Origin of the sequence: Hahella ganghwensis DSM 17046 (genome assembly GCF_000376785.1) — a bacterium.
In the GTDB taxonomy this organism is placed as follows: Bacteria; Pseudomonadota; Gammaproteobacteria; order Pseudomonadales; family Oleiphilaceae; genus Hahella; species Hahella ganghwensis.
Window position 1 is genome coordinate 57,728 of record NZ_AQXX01000119.1, and the last position, 18,766, is coordinate 76,493.

At 49.2% G+C, this 18,766-nt stretch carries 13 protein-coding genes; 4 read left to right on the forward strand and 9 right to left on the reverse strand.

Annotation, left to right across the window (positions count from 1 at the left end; genetic code table 11):
• The first annotated feature begins 60 nt into the window (after positions 1-60).
• Complete coding sequence (locus F566_RS35515) at positions 61-780, forward strand: DUF6942 family protein (protein WP_020407915.1); 720 nt, start codon at positions 61-63, stop codon at positions 778-780.
• A 19-nt stretch (positions 781-799) separates the two neighbouring features.
• On the opposite strand, the gene fusA is transcribed toward F566_RS35515, so the two are convergent.
• Complete coding sequence (fusA, locus tag F566_RS0115485; protein WP_020407916.1) at positions 800-2,845, reverse strand: elongation factor G; 2,046 nt, start codon at positions 2,843-2,845, stop codon at positions 800-802.
• A gap of 344 nt (positions 2,846-3,189) precedes the next feature.
• Between fusA and F566_RS33065 the strand changes: the two genes are divergently transcribed.
• A complete protein-coding gene (locus tag F566_RS33065) occupies positions 3,190-3,948 on the forward strand; it encodes a lysophospholipid acyltransferase family protein (RefSeq protein WP_020407917.1) in 759 nt (252 codons plus the stop codon).
• Between the two features lie 124 nt (positions 3,949-4,072).
• On the opposite strand, the gene F566_RS0115495 is transcribed toward F566_RS33065, so the two are convergent.
• Complete coding sequence (locus F566_RS0115495; RefSeq protein WP_020407918.1) at positions 4,073-4,348, reverse strand: hypothetical protein; 276 nt, start codon at positions 4,346-4,348, stop codon at positions 4,073-4,075.
• Between the two features lie 369 nt (positions 4,349-4,717).
• Between F566_RS0115495 and F566_RS33070 the strand changes: the two genes are divergently transcribed.
• Positions 4,718-5,191, forward strand: coding sequence for an EF-hand domain-containing protein (locus F566_RS33070; protein ID WP_020407919.1), 474 nt, complete (start codon positions 4,718-4,720; stop codon positions 5,189-5,191).
• An 85-nt stretch (positions 5,192-5,276) separates the two neighbouring features.
• Here F566_RS33070 and F566_RS0115505 read toward each other — a convergent pair whose 3' ends face one another.
• Both F566_RS0115505 and F566_RS0115510 read right to left on the reverse strand, forming a co-directional pair.
• Positions 5,277-8,873: an ATP-binding protein gene (locus tag F566_RS0115505; RefSeq protein ID WP_020407920.1), complete on the reverse strand. Its 3,597-nt coding sequence runs from the start codon at positions 8,871-8,873 to the stop codon at positions 5,277-5,279.
• 144 nt (positions 8,874-9,017) lie between these two features.
• Complete coding sequence (locus F566_RS0115510) at positions 9,018-10,001, reverse strand: GGDEF domain-containing response regulator (protein ID WP_020407921.1); 984 nt, start codon at positions 9,999-10,001, stop codon at positions 9,018-9,020.
• A 192-nt stretch (positions 10,002-10,193) separates the two neighbouring features.
• Here F566_RS0115510 and F566_RS0115515 point away from each other — a divergent pair, with 192 nt between their 5' ends.
• Positions 10,194-12,665, forward strand: a complete 2,472-nt coding sequence (locus tag F566_RS0115515) for a GGDEF domain-containing protein (protein ID WP_020407922.1) — start codon at positions 10,194-10,196, stop codon at positions 12,663-12,665.
• Here F566_RS0115515 and F566_RS0115520 read toward each other — a convergent pair.
• From F566_RS0115520 to F566_RS0115540, 5 genes are all read right to left on the reverse strand, one after another.
• Positions 12,648-13,316: an HAD family hydrolase gene (locus tag F566_RS0115520; RefSeq protein ID WP_020407923.1), complete on the reverse strand. Its 669-nt coding sequence runs from the start codon at positions 13,314-13,316 to the stop codon at positions 12,648-12,650. The genes F566_RS0115515 and F566_RS0115520 overlap by 18 nt on opposite strands.
• A gap of 189 nt (positions 13,317-13,505) precedes the next feature.
• Positions 13,506-14,180 (reverse strand): esterase/lipase family protein, encoded by a 675-nt coding sequence (locus F566_RS0115525; protein WP_020407924.1) that lies wholly within the window; start codon positions 14,178-14,180, stop codon positions 13,506-13,508.
• A 101-nt stretch (positions 14,181-14,281) separates the two neighbouring features.
• Complete coding sequence (locus F566_RS0115530) at positions 14,282-15,130, reverse strand: CAP domain-containing protein (RefSeq protein ID WP_020407925.1); 849 nt, start codon at positions 15,128-15,130, stop codon at positions 14,282-14,284.
• 170 nt (positions 15,131-15,300) lie between these two features.
• A complete protein-coding gene (locus tag F566_RS0115535) occupies positions 15,301-17,391 on the reverse strand; it encodes a VIT and vWA domain-containing protein (protein ID WP_020407926.1) in 2,091 nt (696 codons plus the stop codon).
• Positions 17,392-17,672: 281 nt separating this feature from the next.
• Positions 17,673-18,473, reverse strand: coding sequence for a substrate-binding periplasmic protein (locus F566_RS0115540; RefSeq protein ID WP_020407927.1), 801 nt, complete (start codon positions 18,471-18,473; stop codon positions 17,673-17,675).
• Between the last annotated feature and the right edge of the window lie 293 nt (positions 18,474-18,766).

Here is an 18,766-nt window from a genome sequence, read left to right on the forward strand (position 1 = left end):
AAGAAAATCCGAGAACCAGAGAACGAAAGCTTCGACGGCCAGGAACCACTGAGTAATATTTTGGTTTTATCAGGAAGTGATCAATCCGAGGCTGGCCTGTCTGTCGTTGGCGTAGGCGATGTAACGGCGGACATACTGGTGTATATCGCCAATCGGCCTCCTGTTGCGCCTTATGATCGGTTGAATACACTGGTCCCGCTGCGTGCTGGCGAAATAAGCGATATTGTTGAGAAAACCGGTAATCACTGGCGCAAAATCTTCAATCTCTATGCCAAACTGGGATATTTTCTTACCCTCAAAAACGCTCTGGCAATTGAAGACAGATCAGTATCCGAAGACGGTCCTGGTGCATTCTCTGGCAGTCGTCGGGAAGGGCTGACAGTAAGCCTGCCCGAAATAACAGGCCGGACCGGAGTAGAGCTCCAAAGTTGGAAGGGGCTCCAAAGTCGGAAAGAGCTCCAATGCTGGAAAGAATGCCAGAGCTGGCAGGAATATCGAGACCACTTTCTTTTGCAGGCAGGAAGCCGGCAGGCACTCTTGTTTTCGGAGCCAGTGTCTTCAGCGTCAGAGATCACCAATCAAGCCTGCCGCGTTGTCATGGGGAAGCAATATGCCCAATCGCTGGGGGTGGCCAACTGGTTCGACGACTGGAACATGATTGATGAGGCGTTCAGTATCAGTCGTCGTGGCCGGATGATTTTGTGTCCCTACTTTGACTATCGGCAATTAAGCAACGACAAGCTTGATCACTTGGTGCGTCTGGTGACAACACTCATCTAAACCAACACACTACGCTGGTTTATTCTTCATGCTTGTATTGGCTCACCAGCTTTTGCTGCAATGCTGTCGGGACGACGTCGTAGTGGCTGAACTCCATGGTAAATAACCCCTCGCCACCTGTCATCGACTTCAACTTGGATTGATAGTCCTCCAGCTCCCCCATGGGAACCAGGGCTGTCACTGATACCCGGTTGCGTGGCAAGCTGGTACTGCCACTGATCATTCCGCGGGATGATGACAGATGTCCGGTGATGTCTCCGAGACTGCTCGCCGGCGCTGTGATTTTTAGATGCACGACTGGCTCCAGGACGACCGGATGAGCGCTCCGGACAGCTTCAAGAAATGCTTTTTTCCCGGCTGTGAGAAAGGCAATTTCTTTTGAGTCGACGGAATGGTGCTTGCCATCATAAACAGTGACTTTAATGTCTTGTATGGGAAAACCGGCAATAGCACCTGAATCAAGAATCTGCCGAATCCCTTTCTCAACACCGGGAATAAATTGAGAGGGAATGGCGCCACCCACCACTTTGTTCTCAAACTCAAAACCTTTGCCTCGTTCGAGAGGAGTGATACGTAAAAACACCTCCCCAAACTGACCGGCTCCCCCGGTTTGTTTTTTATGGCGATGATGACCTTCGGCGGGTTTGGAAATGGTTTCCCGGTAGGCTATGGAGGGTGGGTGAGTTTTCACCTCAACGTTGAACTGATTGCTCATTCTTTCCAGGATGACATTCAAGTGCATGTCGCCCATGCCGTACATGACGGTCTCATTGAGCGAAGCCCGGTGTTCTATTCTCAGACTTGGGTCCTCCGCTGCCAGCTTCTGAAGCGCTTCTGACAGCTTTTGCTCGTCCCCCCTGCGAATGGGTTCAATGGCTATTCCATAGAGCGGTGGCGGAAAATCCACGGATTTGAGGTGGTAATGATCTTCGTCATTCGAATCATGCAGAACCGCGTCGAAATCGATGTCTTCCACTTTCGATATGGCACAGATATCACCGGGAATACCACGACTGACCTCCCAGGTTTTTTTCCCTTGCAGTTTGAGGAGGTGAGATACCTTGAAGGGCTTGCGGGAGTTACCGATATACAATTGGGTATTGGGAGAAATGGTTCCCTGATGGATGCGAAAGATACCCAGGCGACCAACGTAAGGATCGACGGTCACTTTGAATACATGAGCGATCGCATGCCGGTCAGGTTCCGCCTCAACGCTGACCTTCACGGCCTCGTCTCCTTCGCCTTTGAGAAACAATGGCGGATTGCTTTCTTTTGGTGTGGGCATGAGTCGGGCAAATACTTGCAATAACTCATCAATGCCAGCGCCGGACTGCGCAGAGACAAAACAGACAGGGATTAAATGTCCTTCCCTCAATGCTTGTTCAAACGGCTCGTGCAACTGGTCTGGTGTCAGTGCCTGACCTTGTTCAAGATAAACTTCCATGAGTTGTTCATCTACCTCGACGACCTGGTCTACCAGAGCGTCGTGGGCATCACTGACGGAGGAAAAGTCAGTGGTGAGAGATTCATCAGGCGCGAAAAAACAATCCACCACACGACTGCCGTTCTCGGCAGGAAGATTGATTGGCAGGCTCTCAGGGCCAAAGGTCTCTTGGATGTTCGTCATCAATTCCTGAAAATCGAGTTCGTTACTGTCGATCTTGTTGACGATGATCATCCGGCAGAGTTGCCGCTGTTTGGCGGCCGTCATGACTCGTTCTGTTACCATTTCCACGCCCGCTTGAGCATTGATAACAATGGCGGCAGAATCCGCCGCGGGAAGCACACATAATGCCCGACCGATAAAATCAGGGTATCCGGGGGTGTCCAGGAAATTGATATGGGCAGTCTCAAAATCGAGGCTGCACACCGATGAGTAAAGAGAATGCCCCAACGCTTTTTCCTGAGGATCAAAGTCCGTCAGCGTGGTGCCTTTGTCCACGCTTCCCGCTGTGGGTATTTCGCCTGAACGGGCTAGCAGGGCTTCAAGAAGTGTGGTCTTGCCTGAGCCGACGTGGCCCAGCAGTGCGATGTTGCGAATATTGTCAGTAGTATACTGTGCCATTTTGGCTGCCCCTTGTTTTTAATAGGCATGTGCCCGATCTGGTATGAGTCTCTAGACCCTTGGAGCTTCGGCCAGCCGCCGGACCACTCGCAACTACTGACTATTTCAACTACTGATTAGCTCAGCGTCTGATTAGCTCAATGGCTGGCTATTTCTACTAATGATTAACGCAGTTACTGGCTGCCACAATTGCAGCGTACTGGCTTGAATTGATCTTGTGCTTATATAGTCATTAAAGCAAAAAAAGCTCGTTAGTGTGAAAAATCCGCCGCGAGTTTTTCAAAGGTGCGAAGTCTGGTAAATTCTTGCACCTTAAAATGATGTGCATGATTTGCTGTTGAATAATGAAAAAAATTATAGGCGTTGCGTTTCTGTTGTTTATTGCTGTGACCTCCGTGGTCTTGTTTGCGGGGGCATTGTGTCTCTGGTTATGTACGCGGTGGGTGGATGATCGTCTGATACTACTTCATCGATACACCTGTTTTTGGGCTTATCTGTACGTATGGGCAAGGCCGGCCTGGGCGGTTACCTTTGTTGATAAGTCCAAGATCGATCCAAAACGAACCTACGTTGTGGTTTCCAATCATCAGTCACTGTTGGATATCCTGGTGGTATTCGGGTTGTTCTTCCATTTCAAATGGGTATCAAAAGCTGAAATATTCAGGCTTCCCCTGATTGGCTGGAATATGGTGCTGAATCGTTATGTAAAGTTGAAACGGGGTGATGCTGAAAGCGTCGGACAGATGATGAAGGCTGCCGAGTCGCATTTGCAGCAGGGGAGCTCGGTGTACATGTTTCCGGAAGGCACCCGTTCGTTTGACGGGCGTCTGAAGCACTTCAAGCCGGGAGCTTTCATACTGGCCAGAAAGTTACAGCTACCAATTCTGCCGGTTGTCATTGAGGGGACGACTCAGGCATTGCCCAAGCATAGTCTGGAGTTTCACGGGCATCATAAGATTACAGTCAAGGTATTAGAGGCTATTGAGCCTGAGCAGCACGGTAATATGGACGATATTGAATTGGCTGAGCATACCCGTCAGTTGTTTGCTGAAGAAATCGCCAGGTTGAGAAAGGTGGATGTGGATCAGGTTGTGAGTGTGTGAAGCCTCCGTCCCCTCTATTGGTTGCTTCTATGCAACCGGCATGTCCATGTACTTTCTCAACGTTAGGTTCTGCGCTTTTTTCAATATACTTTGTTATTACATCTAATCCTTCTATTCCCTGTTTTCATTCGTCAGATAGTGCTACCCGGTCATAAATTCCTGTCACGTTAGTGAAGTGCAGGACCAGTGTATGGGAGTAGCGTTTTTCTGAGTCGTGAAGGTGGTACTTGAAGCGGGATTGCTTTCCTGTCTGCAGGAAGGCGTCGTAGTCCTTTACCAGTTCTCTGACGTCACTGGTCAGCTCGGTGCTCCAGGTCGCTTTGAATGGTCCCAATACTGCTCCGCCTGTCAGACATATGGTCACTTCATGGTTGGTTAACGCTTTGGTTTGGGCGGTCATTATTTTTCTCCTGCACAAATTGGGAATCTTTTTATAGTTTAGTGAACAATCCCGGTTTCGTCTGACAGTTAAGCTGGGCGGACTAAGAATAAGTTCGGGAGTTGCCTGGAAGAAGTTAACTTCCCGCTTCTTTATGTTGCAAAAATGAAACTTATAACCTGATGATTTCACTCGAAATTTGGTCTGATGAGTATGACCTGTTGCGAGATTGCGACATTTGGCCTATCCAGATGAGAACGTGCTTTTATGTAACCTTATGAAAATAAAGAATAATCTATAGTTGGCACTAATATTGAATAGATGGCTTTGACTATCACTCAGATTAAACATGCGGAATCTGGGATAAAAATTCGATAAAGGAACAAGGTAATGACTATGCTAAAGGCGATGAAAAACACGACAGCCATGATTCTGGCCGGTTCTCTGGTAGCAGGCGGGTTGCTTGCATGTAGTGAGGAAACGAAAGCACCTGAAGATCAAGCATCTTTGGAGCAGCCGGCGGCGAATGAAGGGGAAAGCGTTTCTTATTCCGTCAGTGAAGTGTCAGAAATGGAAGAGACCGCACCGATGGAGCCCACGCCTCTGCAGAATTCTCCTGAGCTGGATGCATCCATGTCTCCTTCTGAGCGTGCTTTTACTGCTTTGGACGCCAACCAGGACACGTTGTTGGACGAGCAGGAAGTTTCCGTCAATGCCACAATTCACCAGGACTTTGAAGCCATCGATCTGGATCAGAATGGCATGGTATCCCTGAACGAGTTCATGGTTTACGCGGGTGAAGCGACGGCCGCAGGTGTAGAATCATCAGAGCCGGCCATGGAAGAAGCGGTACCAGCTGAATAATCAACTGCTCTCAGGCATGGGCGTTTCGCTGAAGCGGAACGCCTGGCCGTGTTCTAATCCTGCCAAATTTCCTATTATTCCGGATTCAAGCCGCTTCCACTTCTCTTAATTTCTGATCCAGTTCCTGAAGAGCCGGTTCAAAAGCCTTGTACCAAGTGGTCACGGATTCAGAATCGTTCTCCATCGCTGATTTTTCTATTTGAGAGCAAATATGCTGGAGCCTAGAGCCACCAATCGTGCCCGTTAAACCTTTTAGTGAATGAGCTTGCCGTTGGATGTCTTCAAGGTTCATCGAGGAGTGGGCCTTTTGAAGTTTAGCTGCACGATCCGGCGATTCCCGCAAAAATAGTGTGATCATTTTATGCAAGATATTTTCCCGGTTATCCATGCGCTTTAACGCACTCTGCCTGTCCCAGACGCATAGCTCTTCCAGTGATAGCTCCTCTTTTTCCATGGAGGGTGTTGGGCGAGTCGCATTTTCCGGTGTATCCATGGTTTTGGGAGGTGTGACTGCCCCTTGGCCATTGTCTGGGGCCCCTTGGTCATCGTCGGGCGACTGGGGAAGCCAGTTGATCAGTTTGGATTTCAGCTCTGCCGGATCAACTGGCTTGCTGATATAGTCACTCATGCCTGCTGCCAGACAGTAATCCCGGTCTCCTGTCATGGCTCCCGCAGTCAAGGCAATGATCGGAATGTCTTTGACGTCAGCTCCTGTATGGCCGGCACGGATTTTCTTGGTCGCTGTAAAGCCGTCCATGATAGGCATTTGGCAATCCATCAGAATGAGTGAGGGGAGTTCTTCTTTGGTGCATCTCTCTATATAGGTGAGAACTTCCTGTCCGTTGGCGGTCAGGATAATATCAAACCCATAATCCACCAGCAGATCCTTCACCACCTCTCGGTTAATCATGACATCATCGGCGACCAACAGTCTGATACCCTTGTAGCCATAAAGTTTATCTTCCAAAAAGGAGCTCAGGAGCTTTTGGCTGCTCTGAGAGGAGGCAACCTCGTATTCAGTTGGGTAGAACTCATGAGCCATTCTGATCAGCTCGTCAGGGGAAAGTGGCTTGACCAGAGTGCAAAGGTGATCGGTTTCAAAGAGAGTTGGAAGGCTGGTGTCGTTCATCTGATCGTTCAGTATTGCTACTTTCAGGTTGCCAGAGGTCTCCTCAATGAGCTGATGAAGCATCTCGCGACTGGTATCCGATGACAGAAAGCTGTGCTTGATCATGAGAATATCCGGACGTTGATCAGCCTCCTGAAACTGGGTAAACAGCAGGTCCAGTGAGTCTGTGATCAGCGTCTGTGCTCCCCATTGCTCAAGTTGTTTCTGCAACGTTTGGGCGAGGGTCCGGTTGTTCTCGAGTATCCAGATATTTTTGTTCGATAAGGAGATAGTCTCGGCCCATAACGGCTCGTCCCGCTGGCCGCGACCCAGTTGTATTTCCACATTAAAGACAGAACCTTCGAAGGGTGTACTTTCCACCGTGGTGTTACCGTTCATCAGGCGGCAAAGGTGTCGAGTAATGGACAAGCCCAGACCTGTGCCGCCAAACTCTCTTGTGATGCTGCTGTCTGCCTGAGTGAAAGCGTGAAACAACTTGGCTTGTTTTTCGGGTTTGATGCCAATTCCTGTATCGCGAACCTTTAAATTAAGCGCAATATGGTTGTCATCCACGACTTTGCTGGAAAGGCTGATTTTGATTTCGCCTTTAGAGGTGAACTTAATGGCGTTGCCCAACAGGTTCATCAGAATCTGTTTCAGTCTGTGGGGGTCACCTACTGCACTGGGTTGATAAAGACCGGAGAAGTCGAGAATAACCTCAAGACCTTTTTCCTGAGCTTTCAGTGCGACGGAGGAGACCAGGGCGCTGATGGTGTCAATCAGGTTGAATTCTGTGTACTCCAGTTCAAGTTTGCCTGCCTCTATCTTAGACAGATCCAGGATGTCATTTATCAGCGTGGAGAGTGTTTCGCAGCTGGCTTCGGCCATTTTCAGGTAGCGTTCCTGCTGCTCTGTGAGAGTGCCCCTTTTTAACAGATTTAGCATGCCGAAAATCCCATTCATGGGAGTGCGGATTTCATGACTCATGTTAGCGACGAAATCGCTCTTCATTTTGCTGGTGGCCAGTGCCTGGTTGCGGGCGACTTCCAATTCGGCGGTGCGTTCTTTGACCTGGGACTCCAGAGATGTGTTGAGCTCTATGATGCGATGCTCAAATTCCTTACGCTCGGAGATATCCCGAATGACAATCGCCGCCCCTCGATTCGCCAGTTGGCTGCCTTTGATCGGAGAGAGGGTCAGGGACACAGCAGTTTCATTACCATCCTGGTTCGCAATTTCTGTTTCCAGGGAGGGAAGGTGTTCTCCTGCCATGATCCGTTGAATATGGTTCAGGTTAAATTTGTCTGAATGCCTGACCTTGATAAAATCAAAGAGCCCCTGACCAATTGCGTCCTTATCCGTCACCGCAAGCATCCTAGTGGCGGCTTTATTCCAACTGGTGATAATGCCTTTGTCATCGACACCGATAATGGCGTCAACGGATCCATTGATCATGGCTTCGAACTGGGTTTGGGTTTTGCTCAGTTCCAGGCGATTGTTCATAAAGCGCTGGTAGAAGAACAGAATGACAGACACTACGAGCAGTATTGCGGACACCAGTGCAATTGAGGTCAGCCGGTTTTGCATCAATGCTCCATTATTAATGAACTTTTCCGACACCAGGGATATAACACTAAGGTGTCGGCCTTCCTCTGGCCTGGATAGCCAAACATTGCGATCAAGGTAATAGACTGGTTCGTTGCCTGATGTCACAGATAATTTCAGGCTGCCATCTTCCGTGCTGACGTCACGTATGTCTGTGAACATTTCTTGCCATCCGGGCGCTGAGCCCAGGTCAAAACCGAAGTCCTTGTCCGGATCGAGGTGGAGCAGAAAGTCGTCATTGTCGTTCAGTAGAATTAATTGTACATGTCCCCCCGAGTTCTCTCGAAGTGCTCTGAACAGCGGTCGTGCATCGACATTGATAATGATCATGCCAAAAATCTTATCAGGGGCTGAAAATACAGGAACAGACACCCGGTATGCCGGCAGTGGGGGAAACTGTATTTTTCCATGTTCCCGGTTCAGGGTAATGTCGGAGGTATAGAGCTCGTTAGGGGCTAATTTCAGCGTATCCTGGAAATAAGGTTCGTTTTGTTTTTCCTGGAGAAAGTCGCCCTCTACCGGCCTGATATTGCCGTGATCCCGTTGTACTCGAACGAGTTCTCGACCGTTGTTCTCCACGCCGATATAACGCACCTGAAAGATGGTGGGATTATTTTCAAGCAGGGCGATAAATATCGTCTGCAGCTGGTCGATCCATGTGTCATAGGGGGTATTATCGTGGGGATCAATACCGGCATTCGCTTTTGCCCGCACTAACCCTTTCACCGGTGGTGTAGAGTGAATAAACCTCGCCAGCCGCTTTGAGCGCTCCATGTCAGAAGCGACTTGATTGGCAGCCGTCGTGACCTGGACCGAAAGGAGGTTGTGATATTCATCAAGTGACTGTCGACGGGCGTGCTGCTCGGCTATGATGACCAGGATGAAGCCAACAATGATAAGTAAAGCAAAAGAAATCAGGAGAAAGTGCCGAGAGCCAATATCCTTGGTTTGATGTTGATTGCTAACCATTGAGTCTCCCTACCAGTACTACACACCTTTATCAGATCAGTATATAGGGATCGTTCACTAATTGACCGACCCGGTTGGTAACATGAGCATAGCAGCAATTTTTCCAGATGCTATGTAATTCATAGGATTTTACATTCAGGAAAATCAGCCTGAAGGCCGCTCGTATAAAGGCGATTCTTCTTTTTTTTGTGGGCCGGTGGCAATTGTAAAACAGTTACGGCCTTGTTCTTTTGCCTGATAGAGCTTTTGGTCTGCGAGCGCCAGCAGTTCGTCGACATTCATTTCATCACTGAGACTGATGGCCACACCAATGCTGAGGGTGACGTGGCCAAACTGGGACAATTCGTGAGTGATACACAGCTCTCTAATATTCTTTAGAATATTTTCGGCCAGGAAAATGGCGCCTTCCTCACTGGTATCGGGTAGCACACAGGCAAATTCTTCGCCGCCATAACGGGCCACAATGTCCAGAGGCCGCATCAAGGTTTTTTTCAGGGTCTGGGCGACGACCCTGAGGCAATCATCACCGGCCTGATGGCCATAGTGGTCATTGAATTTCTTAAACCAGTCCACGTCCATGAGCATCAGGGCTGTAGGGGATTTACTTCGCTTGGCCTGATTCAACTGCTTTGAAAAGTAGTCATCAAAGTAGCGTCGGTTGTAAACACTGGTAAGGCCATCCAAATAGGCCATTTCCCGGAGTGCATCGCCTTGGAGTTTCAGAGTCAGATGAGCTCGGGCCTTATGGATCAGTGTGGGGGTGTGAACCGGTTTGGCGATAATATCCATGCCTCCGGACTCCCAGCACTTGCTTTCTTCCTCGGGACTGGATATGGCAGTGACAAAGATGACTGGGATGTGGTGGGTATCCGGGTGCTGCTTTAATAACCGGCAGGCTTCATAGCCACTCATAGACTCCATCATGACATCCATCAGGATCAGGTCTGGTGGAGTATGCAGGCAGACTTCCAGTGCTTCTTTCCCCCCACAGGCTTCAACCACCTGGAAATGCTCTTCAAGGGTGAGCTTCAGCAGGGTGCGATTGAACTCTTCATCGTCCACAACCAGCACAGTGGTCTGATTGAGTGGTCGTAGCGAGTATTGAATAGAGTCTAGTGTTTTTTCCACAATTTGATTTTGGTCTGTCCTTGGCTATTGAGAGTTAAGCCCTGCTTAAACCATAGTCTATCTGGAGAGCAAGACCAAATTCGATCCCCAGGCTTTGAAATTTCACCTTGAAAACTCTTAGATCTCATTAATACTCAATCTAACGGGAGTCGGATTTCGTAGTCTGTTAACAGGGAATTTTGGAAATTCAGCATGCTGTTAAGTAATCGTATTGATGACACCACTCGAATTCTTCTTGTCGATGATGAACCCGCGAATCTGATGATGCTGGAGGAAGCTTTAGGCGAACTCGGCACAATTTACTGTGCGAGTAATGGCAATGAAGCTTTGTCGATGGCAATGGAGTTGTCACCGGATATTGTGTTGCTGGACATTGATATGCCGGACATGAGTGGCCTGGAAGTTTGCCAGCGATTAAAAAACGACGCCCGGACCGTCAATATTTCCATCATATTTGTGACTTCCTACCAGGGAGATGAGATTGAAGTCACTTCCCTGGCCAATGGTGGAGTCGATTTCATTACCAAACCGATTAATTTCAACACCTGTCGCCTCAGGGTAAAGAACCAGCTGTTGATTCAGCAACATGCCAAATCACTCAAACAGGCCAAGGAAGAGCTGCATCGGCTGGTGACTCAGGTTCCCGTACAGATTACTTACTGGGATGCAAACTGGGTTAATCAGTTCTGCAATGATTACAGCGGAACCTGGTTTGGTATTACAGCGGCTGACATGTCTGCCCAATCTATTTCAGAAGCTTTTCCAGTGCCGCTGGGAGAGGAAATTATCCGTTTTACTGAACAGTCGGATGGGCTCGCAGTACAGTTTGATAGTTCATATTGTAAAAACGGACAAGCTCCCAAATATGTCCAGATCAGCGTTTCCAAAAGCATCCAGGAAGATGAGGTTGTGGGCTATCTGCTCACTATGGTGGATATTACGTCCATTAAGCTGGCCAAGGCCGAGCTTTTCAACGAAAAAGAGCGCCTCAGAATTACCCTGAATTCGATTGGCGATGCCGTTATTGCGACAGATATCGAGGGAACGATCACTTTTATCAATCCGATTGCTGAACGGATGACTGGTTGGCATGCCAGAGATGCGATTGGTATACCCGTGGAAGAGGTGATGAATCTGATGGATGCCAGTACCCATCAGAAGAGCCTGAATCCTATTCGCCTGGCGCTTGAAGAAGCGCGTATTGTTGGAATGGCCATGAATTGTCAGTTGGTCAGTCAGGCCGGCGATGCCTATCGGGTGGAAGATTCTGCTGCGCCTATTCGAGACAGCGGAGGCAACATCACCGGGGCGATTATCGTGTTCCATGATGTCAGTGAAGCGATTGCCATGTCGGTGAAAATGAGCCATCTGGCGAATCATGATCAACTGACCGACCTTCCCAACCGAATTCTGCTGCATGATCGACTGGAGTACGCCTGCAAACTGGCCAGCTACACCAGTAAAAAAGTGGCGACGCTACTCATTGATATCGACCACTTCAAATTTATTAATGACACCCTTGGTCATTCCTTCGGGGACCGACTGATCAAGCAGGTTGCCGGTAGGATCAGTCAAACTATCGGACCCAACTGCACGCTGGCGCGAGTGGGGGGGGATGAGTTCCTCCTTCTGGTGCCGAATGTCATTCAATTGGAGGACATACAGGCAATCGCATGCAATGTGACAAATGTTATCAGCAGACCGTTCACCCTGGGTGGGAATGAGTACAATGTGTCTGTGAGCGTCGGAGTGAGTGTGTTCCCCGACGATGCTAAAGATCAGGAAACCATCATGCGCCATGCCGATGTGGCCATGTATCGTGCCAAGAAGGAGGGGCGTAACCGTTATTGCTTCTTCTCGGATGAGCTGGAACATCAGCTGATGCAGCGACACCACCTGGAGAAACAATTGCGTGAAACCATTGCCACCCGAAGTATTGAAGTATTTTATCAACCCAAGATTCGACTGGCTGACGGTGCGTTGGTTGGGGTTGAGGCCCTTGCAAGAATGCCGGCGGAGGGAGGCGGGTATGTGTCCCCCCTGGAATTTATTCCCCTTGCTGAAGAAACCAATCTGATTGTGCCGCTGGGCCAGCAGATTCTTGAGAAAGCATGCTGCCATGCCGTTCGCTGGAAAGAGTTGTATCGGGAGGTACCGTTATCGGTGAATGTGGCATCGGCCCAGTTTTCTGAAAGTGATTTCGTGCAGACAGTGGTGGAAGCGCTGGAAGGCTCAAGCTTACCGGCGCATTTGCTGGAGTTGGAGGTAACGGAAACGGCGTTGATGGACGACACTGAGAAGGCCCAGAGTATTTTATCCATATTAAGCGACAAAGGAATCAAGGTGGCACTGGATGATTTTGGTACCGGATATTCCAGCTTGTCTTATCTGAAAAAGTTCAAAATGGATGTGCTGAAGATCGATCAGTCCTTTGTTCGTGACATGCTGACTGACAATAGTGACTACGACATTGTGAAAACGGTTGTATCATTGGCTGAATCCATGGCGCTGGATCTGGTGGCTGAAGGAATTGAGACAGAAGGGCATGTCCAGGCTCTGGTGGCGCTGGGATGCCCCGTTGGTCAAGGCTATCTGTTCAGTAAGCCGTTGCCTTTGGATGAGTTCGAGAAGTATCTTCAGAAAAAATTAGAGGAGAGCCTCTGAGTAGCTCTTAAGAAGCTGATTCAATTCGCGCATGTCATCAAAGGTGGCAACCGCTCCGGCGCTCTGTTGTTCCTCTGCGATCATATCGGCGCTGTAGGCGAACACCGTCATTCCCGCTGCCCTGGCTGCTTCAATGCCCGCTGGGGAATCTTCTACCACGGCACATTGTGATGCCGGAATCTTCAGAATGTCGGCGGTGTGCAGATAAATATCCGGCGCTGGTTTGGGACGCTCGACATCTTCAACACAGGAGCAGTGGGTGAAGAACTGTCTGAGTCCAGACTTCTCAAGTTTAAAGTGCATGTCCTGACGTAACGCGTTGGTGGCCATGGCTTTGGGTAGCTTCAGCGAAGTCAGGGCGAATTCAATATGAGGGATCAGAGGTAATCCGGTGGATAAAACTTCATCCAGGAAACCTTGCCGTAATCTGCCGTGAAAGCCCTCCGGGAGAGGGGCGCCCAAGAGCCGGCTGGCGGTTGTCAGATTAAGCTCAGTGGTATGTCCGGTAAAGTGGGCGTGCAGTTGCCGGTCATCCAGGTGCAGATCCAGCTCGGCGAGCATTCGTTTCCATACCCGGTTGGCCATTCGTTCCGTGTCAACGAGAACACCGTCGCAGTCGAAAATGACCGCTTCAAAGGGATATTGCGACATGGTGAATCCTTCTCTGATGGCATAGGGTCCTTCGGCGTTCTGTATGAATTACATATCACTTGTCAGCCGACCCTAGCAGGACTAAGAGGGAAGAGCGGGCTCTTCTTTATTCTCAACTGAGCACTTCATTCTACACATTTCAGGGGGGCAGGTGTGGTGTGTTCGCCTAAAGCTTAAGTGAAGTCTCTTCTATGGTTGATGGTGTCGGAACAGTCCATTGTTCAGAAAGTGGGTGATCTCACTGATGACTTCATCATTATTCATCATCAGCGGATGATTAACCGGAAGGGTGATGTGATCTTTCATGCCTTTGACTCTGGTACTGGTTACGGTGACCTTACCGTCATTGTCCCCTGGCAGCAGCGTGGAAAGCAGGAAATTGATGGTTTTGTTTCCGGCAATAATACCGGTCTCATATGAGACCTCAGGCAATTTGTTGGGAATGCTTTCGTTGCCGGTGCCCAATTGAAGCCCGGCAGGACCGTTAAAATATCTGAAGCCGGGATATTTGCCGAGTCTGTCGACCACCTGGCTGCCCTGGTTGGGGGGAGCCATCATCACCACTCGTCCAAGGTTTTCCGGCAAGTGATGGCTCAGGTATTCCCGAACCAGGATGCCTCCCATCGAATGGGTGACAAAGTGAATTCGATGGGCATGCCTGCTTTGAATTACGGCTGGCTTGACAAAATTCTCCGCAAGGAACTGTATCGGGTATTTCCGTGAAGGATACCCCTGATTAATAACGGTATAGCCAGCTTTGTGAAGTTGTTGTTCGAGCTTGCTCAATGAGCGATGGGTTCTGGCGAGTCCGTGTAACAGAATAACGACTTCGTCGGACGGGGCTGGCACTGCTGTATTTTTCATAAAAGTCTTTGTATTTGATGGCTTTAATTCGTGGTTTCTCGTGAAAAGTCTGGTTTAGGGAAGGGGCCTGAGGCCCCTTGTTTCAACACGGTTGACTGTTCTCACTGATCTCCGAACACTGTCGTCCAATAGTGAGGATAATCTGCGCTGGAGGTACTGATTTTTTCTGCACCGATTTCCGTATAACCGGACCGCATGATATTGGAGCAATGCCCCGGACTGTTGAGCCAGCCTTCCATCACCCGTTCGACCGAGGAATAGCCTGCGGCGATATTTTCTCCCACCAGACGATAGTTATAATCCTGTGCCCTGACCCGGTCGCTGACCTGAGATCCGTCAGATCCGGTATGACTGAAGAAATTGTTGTCTACCATGTCCTGGGTATGCTTGGTCGCGGCGGCATCAAGTTTACAATTCCAGACCAGTGCCGGAGCAGGTTCATAATAGCTACCACCGCAGTTTCGTCCCTGGCTGCGGGCATTATTGTGGGCAGTCAGTAACGCCTGCTGATCGTCTGAAAGCTCACAGTCTTTTGGATCAGGAGGGTCCTGTCCGTCATCGTCCACCACGAAAGTGGCTTTCAGGCTCATACCGCTATAACTGCTGTAGCCGTGAAGCATGATATGGTATTTGCCTTTTTGGGGTGGCTTAAAGGTACAGGTTTCCCGATTCCCCCATTGATAGGGGCGACAGTCAAATACACTTTTGTTTGGCTCCTGATTGAACTTCACGTAAAGATCCGCGTCACCGCTGCCATCTATGATTTCTATGACCAGGCTGATCGCTTTGTCGGGAACGTCAATATAGTAACGCACTTCACTCCCTCTGTTTCCGGAAAGACCGGTGACTTCAACACCATTTTCCAAAGGGTCAGAAGCGAAGGTTTGTTGGGAAGTGCCAAGAGAGGCGAGAAGCATGATGCTGATAAAGAATGGGGCTTGAATGTTCATTCGCAAATTCCTTTTTTGCTTATGCTCGACCCCATTCTAGCTCAAATATTATACAGTCACGACGTTGTTGGTTTGTCAGCTTCTATTGAACGATGCCTTAAAAAATCACATCAAAATATCTCGGTAATAGATCTCTAAAAAGGGACAGGTATTCCTGTCCCTATCAGTCGTTACTGCTGCTTTCGGTATCGCAGTGAAAGAGTCCACAGTAGTGACAGCAAGGCAATGGCCCAGAGATTCAGGCTACCGCCACCACCGCCTCCACCATAGCTGGATCTGGGTGACGAGAAGGCTGGCTGATGTTGATCCACTCGTTGGGAGTTTGCCGGTTGTTGTGAGCGTTTTGTCCTGGCAGATTCTTCCTCTGAAATTCGGTCCCCAATCCGACGCTTGATGCCATATTGCTTAAAGCGTTCGTCTTCCAGTACCAGCATGGAAGTGTAATTGGTGACCAGGCCATATTCTTTTGCCAGGTCAACAACGGCTTCCTGACGATCCGCATCCTCGCCATAATCCCGTTGTTCCATCATCAGGTGTTCAATTTGTGCAAATGCCCAGAGTCTTTCCAGCTCCGGATGGGCTGACTGATCACCTAGGGTGAACTCACTGCTGTAGCTGACGGGTCTCCCAGAACGTTTTCCTGTCAGGGTAACCTTCACTTTACCCTCGCCGAAGTAGTGGCCGAAAATCTGTAACTGTTCTCCGCGATACAGGCTGCCCGGTTGTTGTGGAAAGATATCTGCTGTTTTCACTCCTTCTATGGATACATTCACATCATGCAGGGCTTCGTGGCTGACCTTGCTGGCAGCCTGAAGTAGTTGACCCACGATATCGTCACTGTTGCTGACACTGGTGGCGAATCCGTTACTTTGCCGGGTCATGGCTTCCAGTAGTGGACGATTAGCGGAGTTCCCCATGACGAAGGTAAACAATCTGACATCCTGCTGCTTTAACAGATCCAGAAAGGCTTTCTGGCGGGTTTCTCCGACATTGGCGACGCCATCGGTCACCAGCCAGATGGCGGTGGTTCTGTCACTGTCCAGGTTCCGCAGTCCAAGGCGAATGCCGTCCATCAGGTTGGTGCTTCCTTCGGCCTGTGTGCCTTCGATCAGTTGAGACAGTCTATCCAGGTTTTCCGGTGTCGCATGTTGCCAGCCGCGAGTTATTTCATGGGCTGAGTGATTGAACATGATCACCCGAATACGGTCGTTGGCATTAAACTTGTCAAAGCCCTTGCGAACACCCTCTGCGAGTGTGCTGTACTTGCCACTCATCGATCCGGAACGATCCAACACCAGCACCCAATCCCGTCCTTCGTTAATCGGCGCGAGGTCATCTCCCGGTGTCAATGTCATCATAAAGGTTCCACGTGCCTGATCCGGTGCTTTGTAGGTTACCAGATCAATTGAGCCGGGCAGTCCCTGCTGTAGGCGCCAGTAGACAACAATGTCTCTGTCTAATCTGTATACTCCTGGCGAATGGTTTGTTGGTGAGGAGGGTGAAGGTGCCTCGTCCAAAAGTGACTGTCTTGAAGGTGTCGGTGCTTGAGTGCTTGCATCCAGATCAGCTGCTTTGGGATTTGCAGACTGATGATCTGCGATAAGACTGACCTGCCAATGCTGATCATCCATGCGGGTAATTGCCGCTTGAGGGTGATGCGGTAGGCGGAAGGCCTCTATCGGGTAACCACTTTTCATTTCCAACTGGAAGCTGAATCTTTCCCGGACGCTTTCATTTGCAGTCCAGAAGGCAAGTTTATGTTCATCCACACCACCGTCCTCTAACGGATATACGTAGCGGCCAATACCGGTATCTATGTCCACAGGTTGAAAATATACTAAACGGATTCGGGTATCCTGTTGGGGCTGAACCTGGCTGACCGAAATGTCAAAAGTGCGGTAATCATCCTGCTCTGTCAGTCCCGCATCACGGCCCTGATTTTTTTCCTGTTCGTATATTTCACGGGCCTTTTGTTTTTCAACCACTTCTCCATGTATAGGCTGTCCGTTAATCCAGTAAGTGAATTGCCCTACAGCTGCTTTTTCCGGAACCGGAAAGGAGTAAACGGCTTCCAGTGCTGCAGTGTTAGGGTTGTGAAAAACCTGGTCAATGGTGGTAATGGCATAGCCGCTCTCAATCGTTACGCTGACATCATGAGAGAGCATGTCCAGGTCGGGGAGTTGGCTGTTAAGAGGTTTAAGTAATCCTGCGGCATTGGCCCACGCTGGTAATAAGGTCGTGATTAATAAGGTGATCAACATTGTGACCACCCTTGAATTCGTTGATGTCTCCATGAGTTTTCACCCTTGTGGTCAGATTCCTCATCAGGTGCTTGAATAAAAGGAATTGGAAGTGTGCACCTTGAAGGGATGGTGACTAAGGCGAGACTTTTGTTGAACTGTTTTGGGGTAAGTATTGAATTATGATGCTTGAAGACGTTTCTGGCGCGTCTTGAGTTATCTCCGAATATGGCGAGGTGTGCTCTTTCAGTAGCTCTCTCAACCTCTGTCTCTATTTTGCGGCTCTTGATGGCTTCTGCGAGTTAATCATATTTCCCTGTAATCAGATCGGACATAAGCTCATCGTAAACACCTGACTCCTTGAGTTTTTCGAAACCCCGGTTAAATAAAAAAAGTAACTGTAATGAGTGACTCTTTGCCTTGGGAAACAGCAAACTCATCGGCTGAAGAACCAAAGGTTGAGGGTCATATATTATCTGGCTTGCTTCATCCCGGCTAAAGCGAGACCTCAGCAATCGGAGTCCGGCGATTTTTCCCATAATACTGAGATCAACCCGGCCGTAAATCAGCATCCTGAAACTTTGTATATCTTCAGATACTGTGTCCACCGTGATCCTCCCAGATTCTGCTGCTTCCCAGAACTCAGGAGTGTAGGTATAACCTGCTGTCGCACCGATTTTGAAAGGCCTGAGGTCATCAAGTGTCATCCAGTGGGTGAATGAACTTGATTTGAGATGAAAAAACACGGTCTCTTCCTGAATGATGGGGGTGCTGCAGTAAAAGTCTTCCTGGTGCTTCTCACTGCAGGCCCAGTATGATGCTGCATCATGCTGCCCCTGCCGTGCCAGGTCGTAGCTTCTAGCCCAGGGGAAGTAATGAAACTCTACCTGGATTCCAGCTTCCTTAAATGATTCGGCAATCACATGAGATATCACTCCCTCGTGAGGAAGCTGTTGAGAGGCCCAGGGAGGGTATTCTCCGGTGGCAATATGGATGGTTTCAGCGTTAGTGGAGAAAGCCAGAAGAAGGCTGCAAACTGCAAGCCCAGCCCGAAACCAAACCAGTGTAGTGAAGGGGTGGGAAAAGCCGCGTGATGTCTCCATGAAGTTCCCTCGTTGCACACCAAGAAATAACAAGTTTTGTTTTTTCCGCGGGCAATCTGCAGGTTTCCGGGATTTTGTACCGGAAGATATTTAACAGACAGTAGATGATCGACAGACATCTCTCTGTCGATAGGTAGCCGTTTTGAAGATTGTTGCATGGTCAACGGTTATTAACCTTGATTGAATATACCTACAGTATTTGAAGTATAGATCCTTTTCAGAAATTTAACGTTTACTCCCTATTCAGGTTTGGCGGGAACAGTACTATGAGGATGGCTATCCTCAAACTTCAT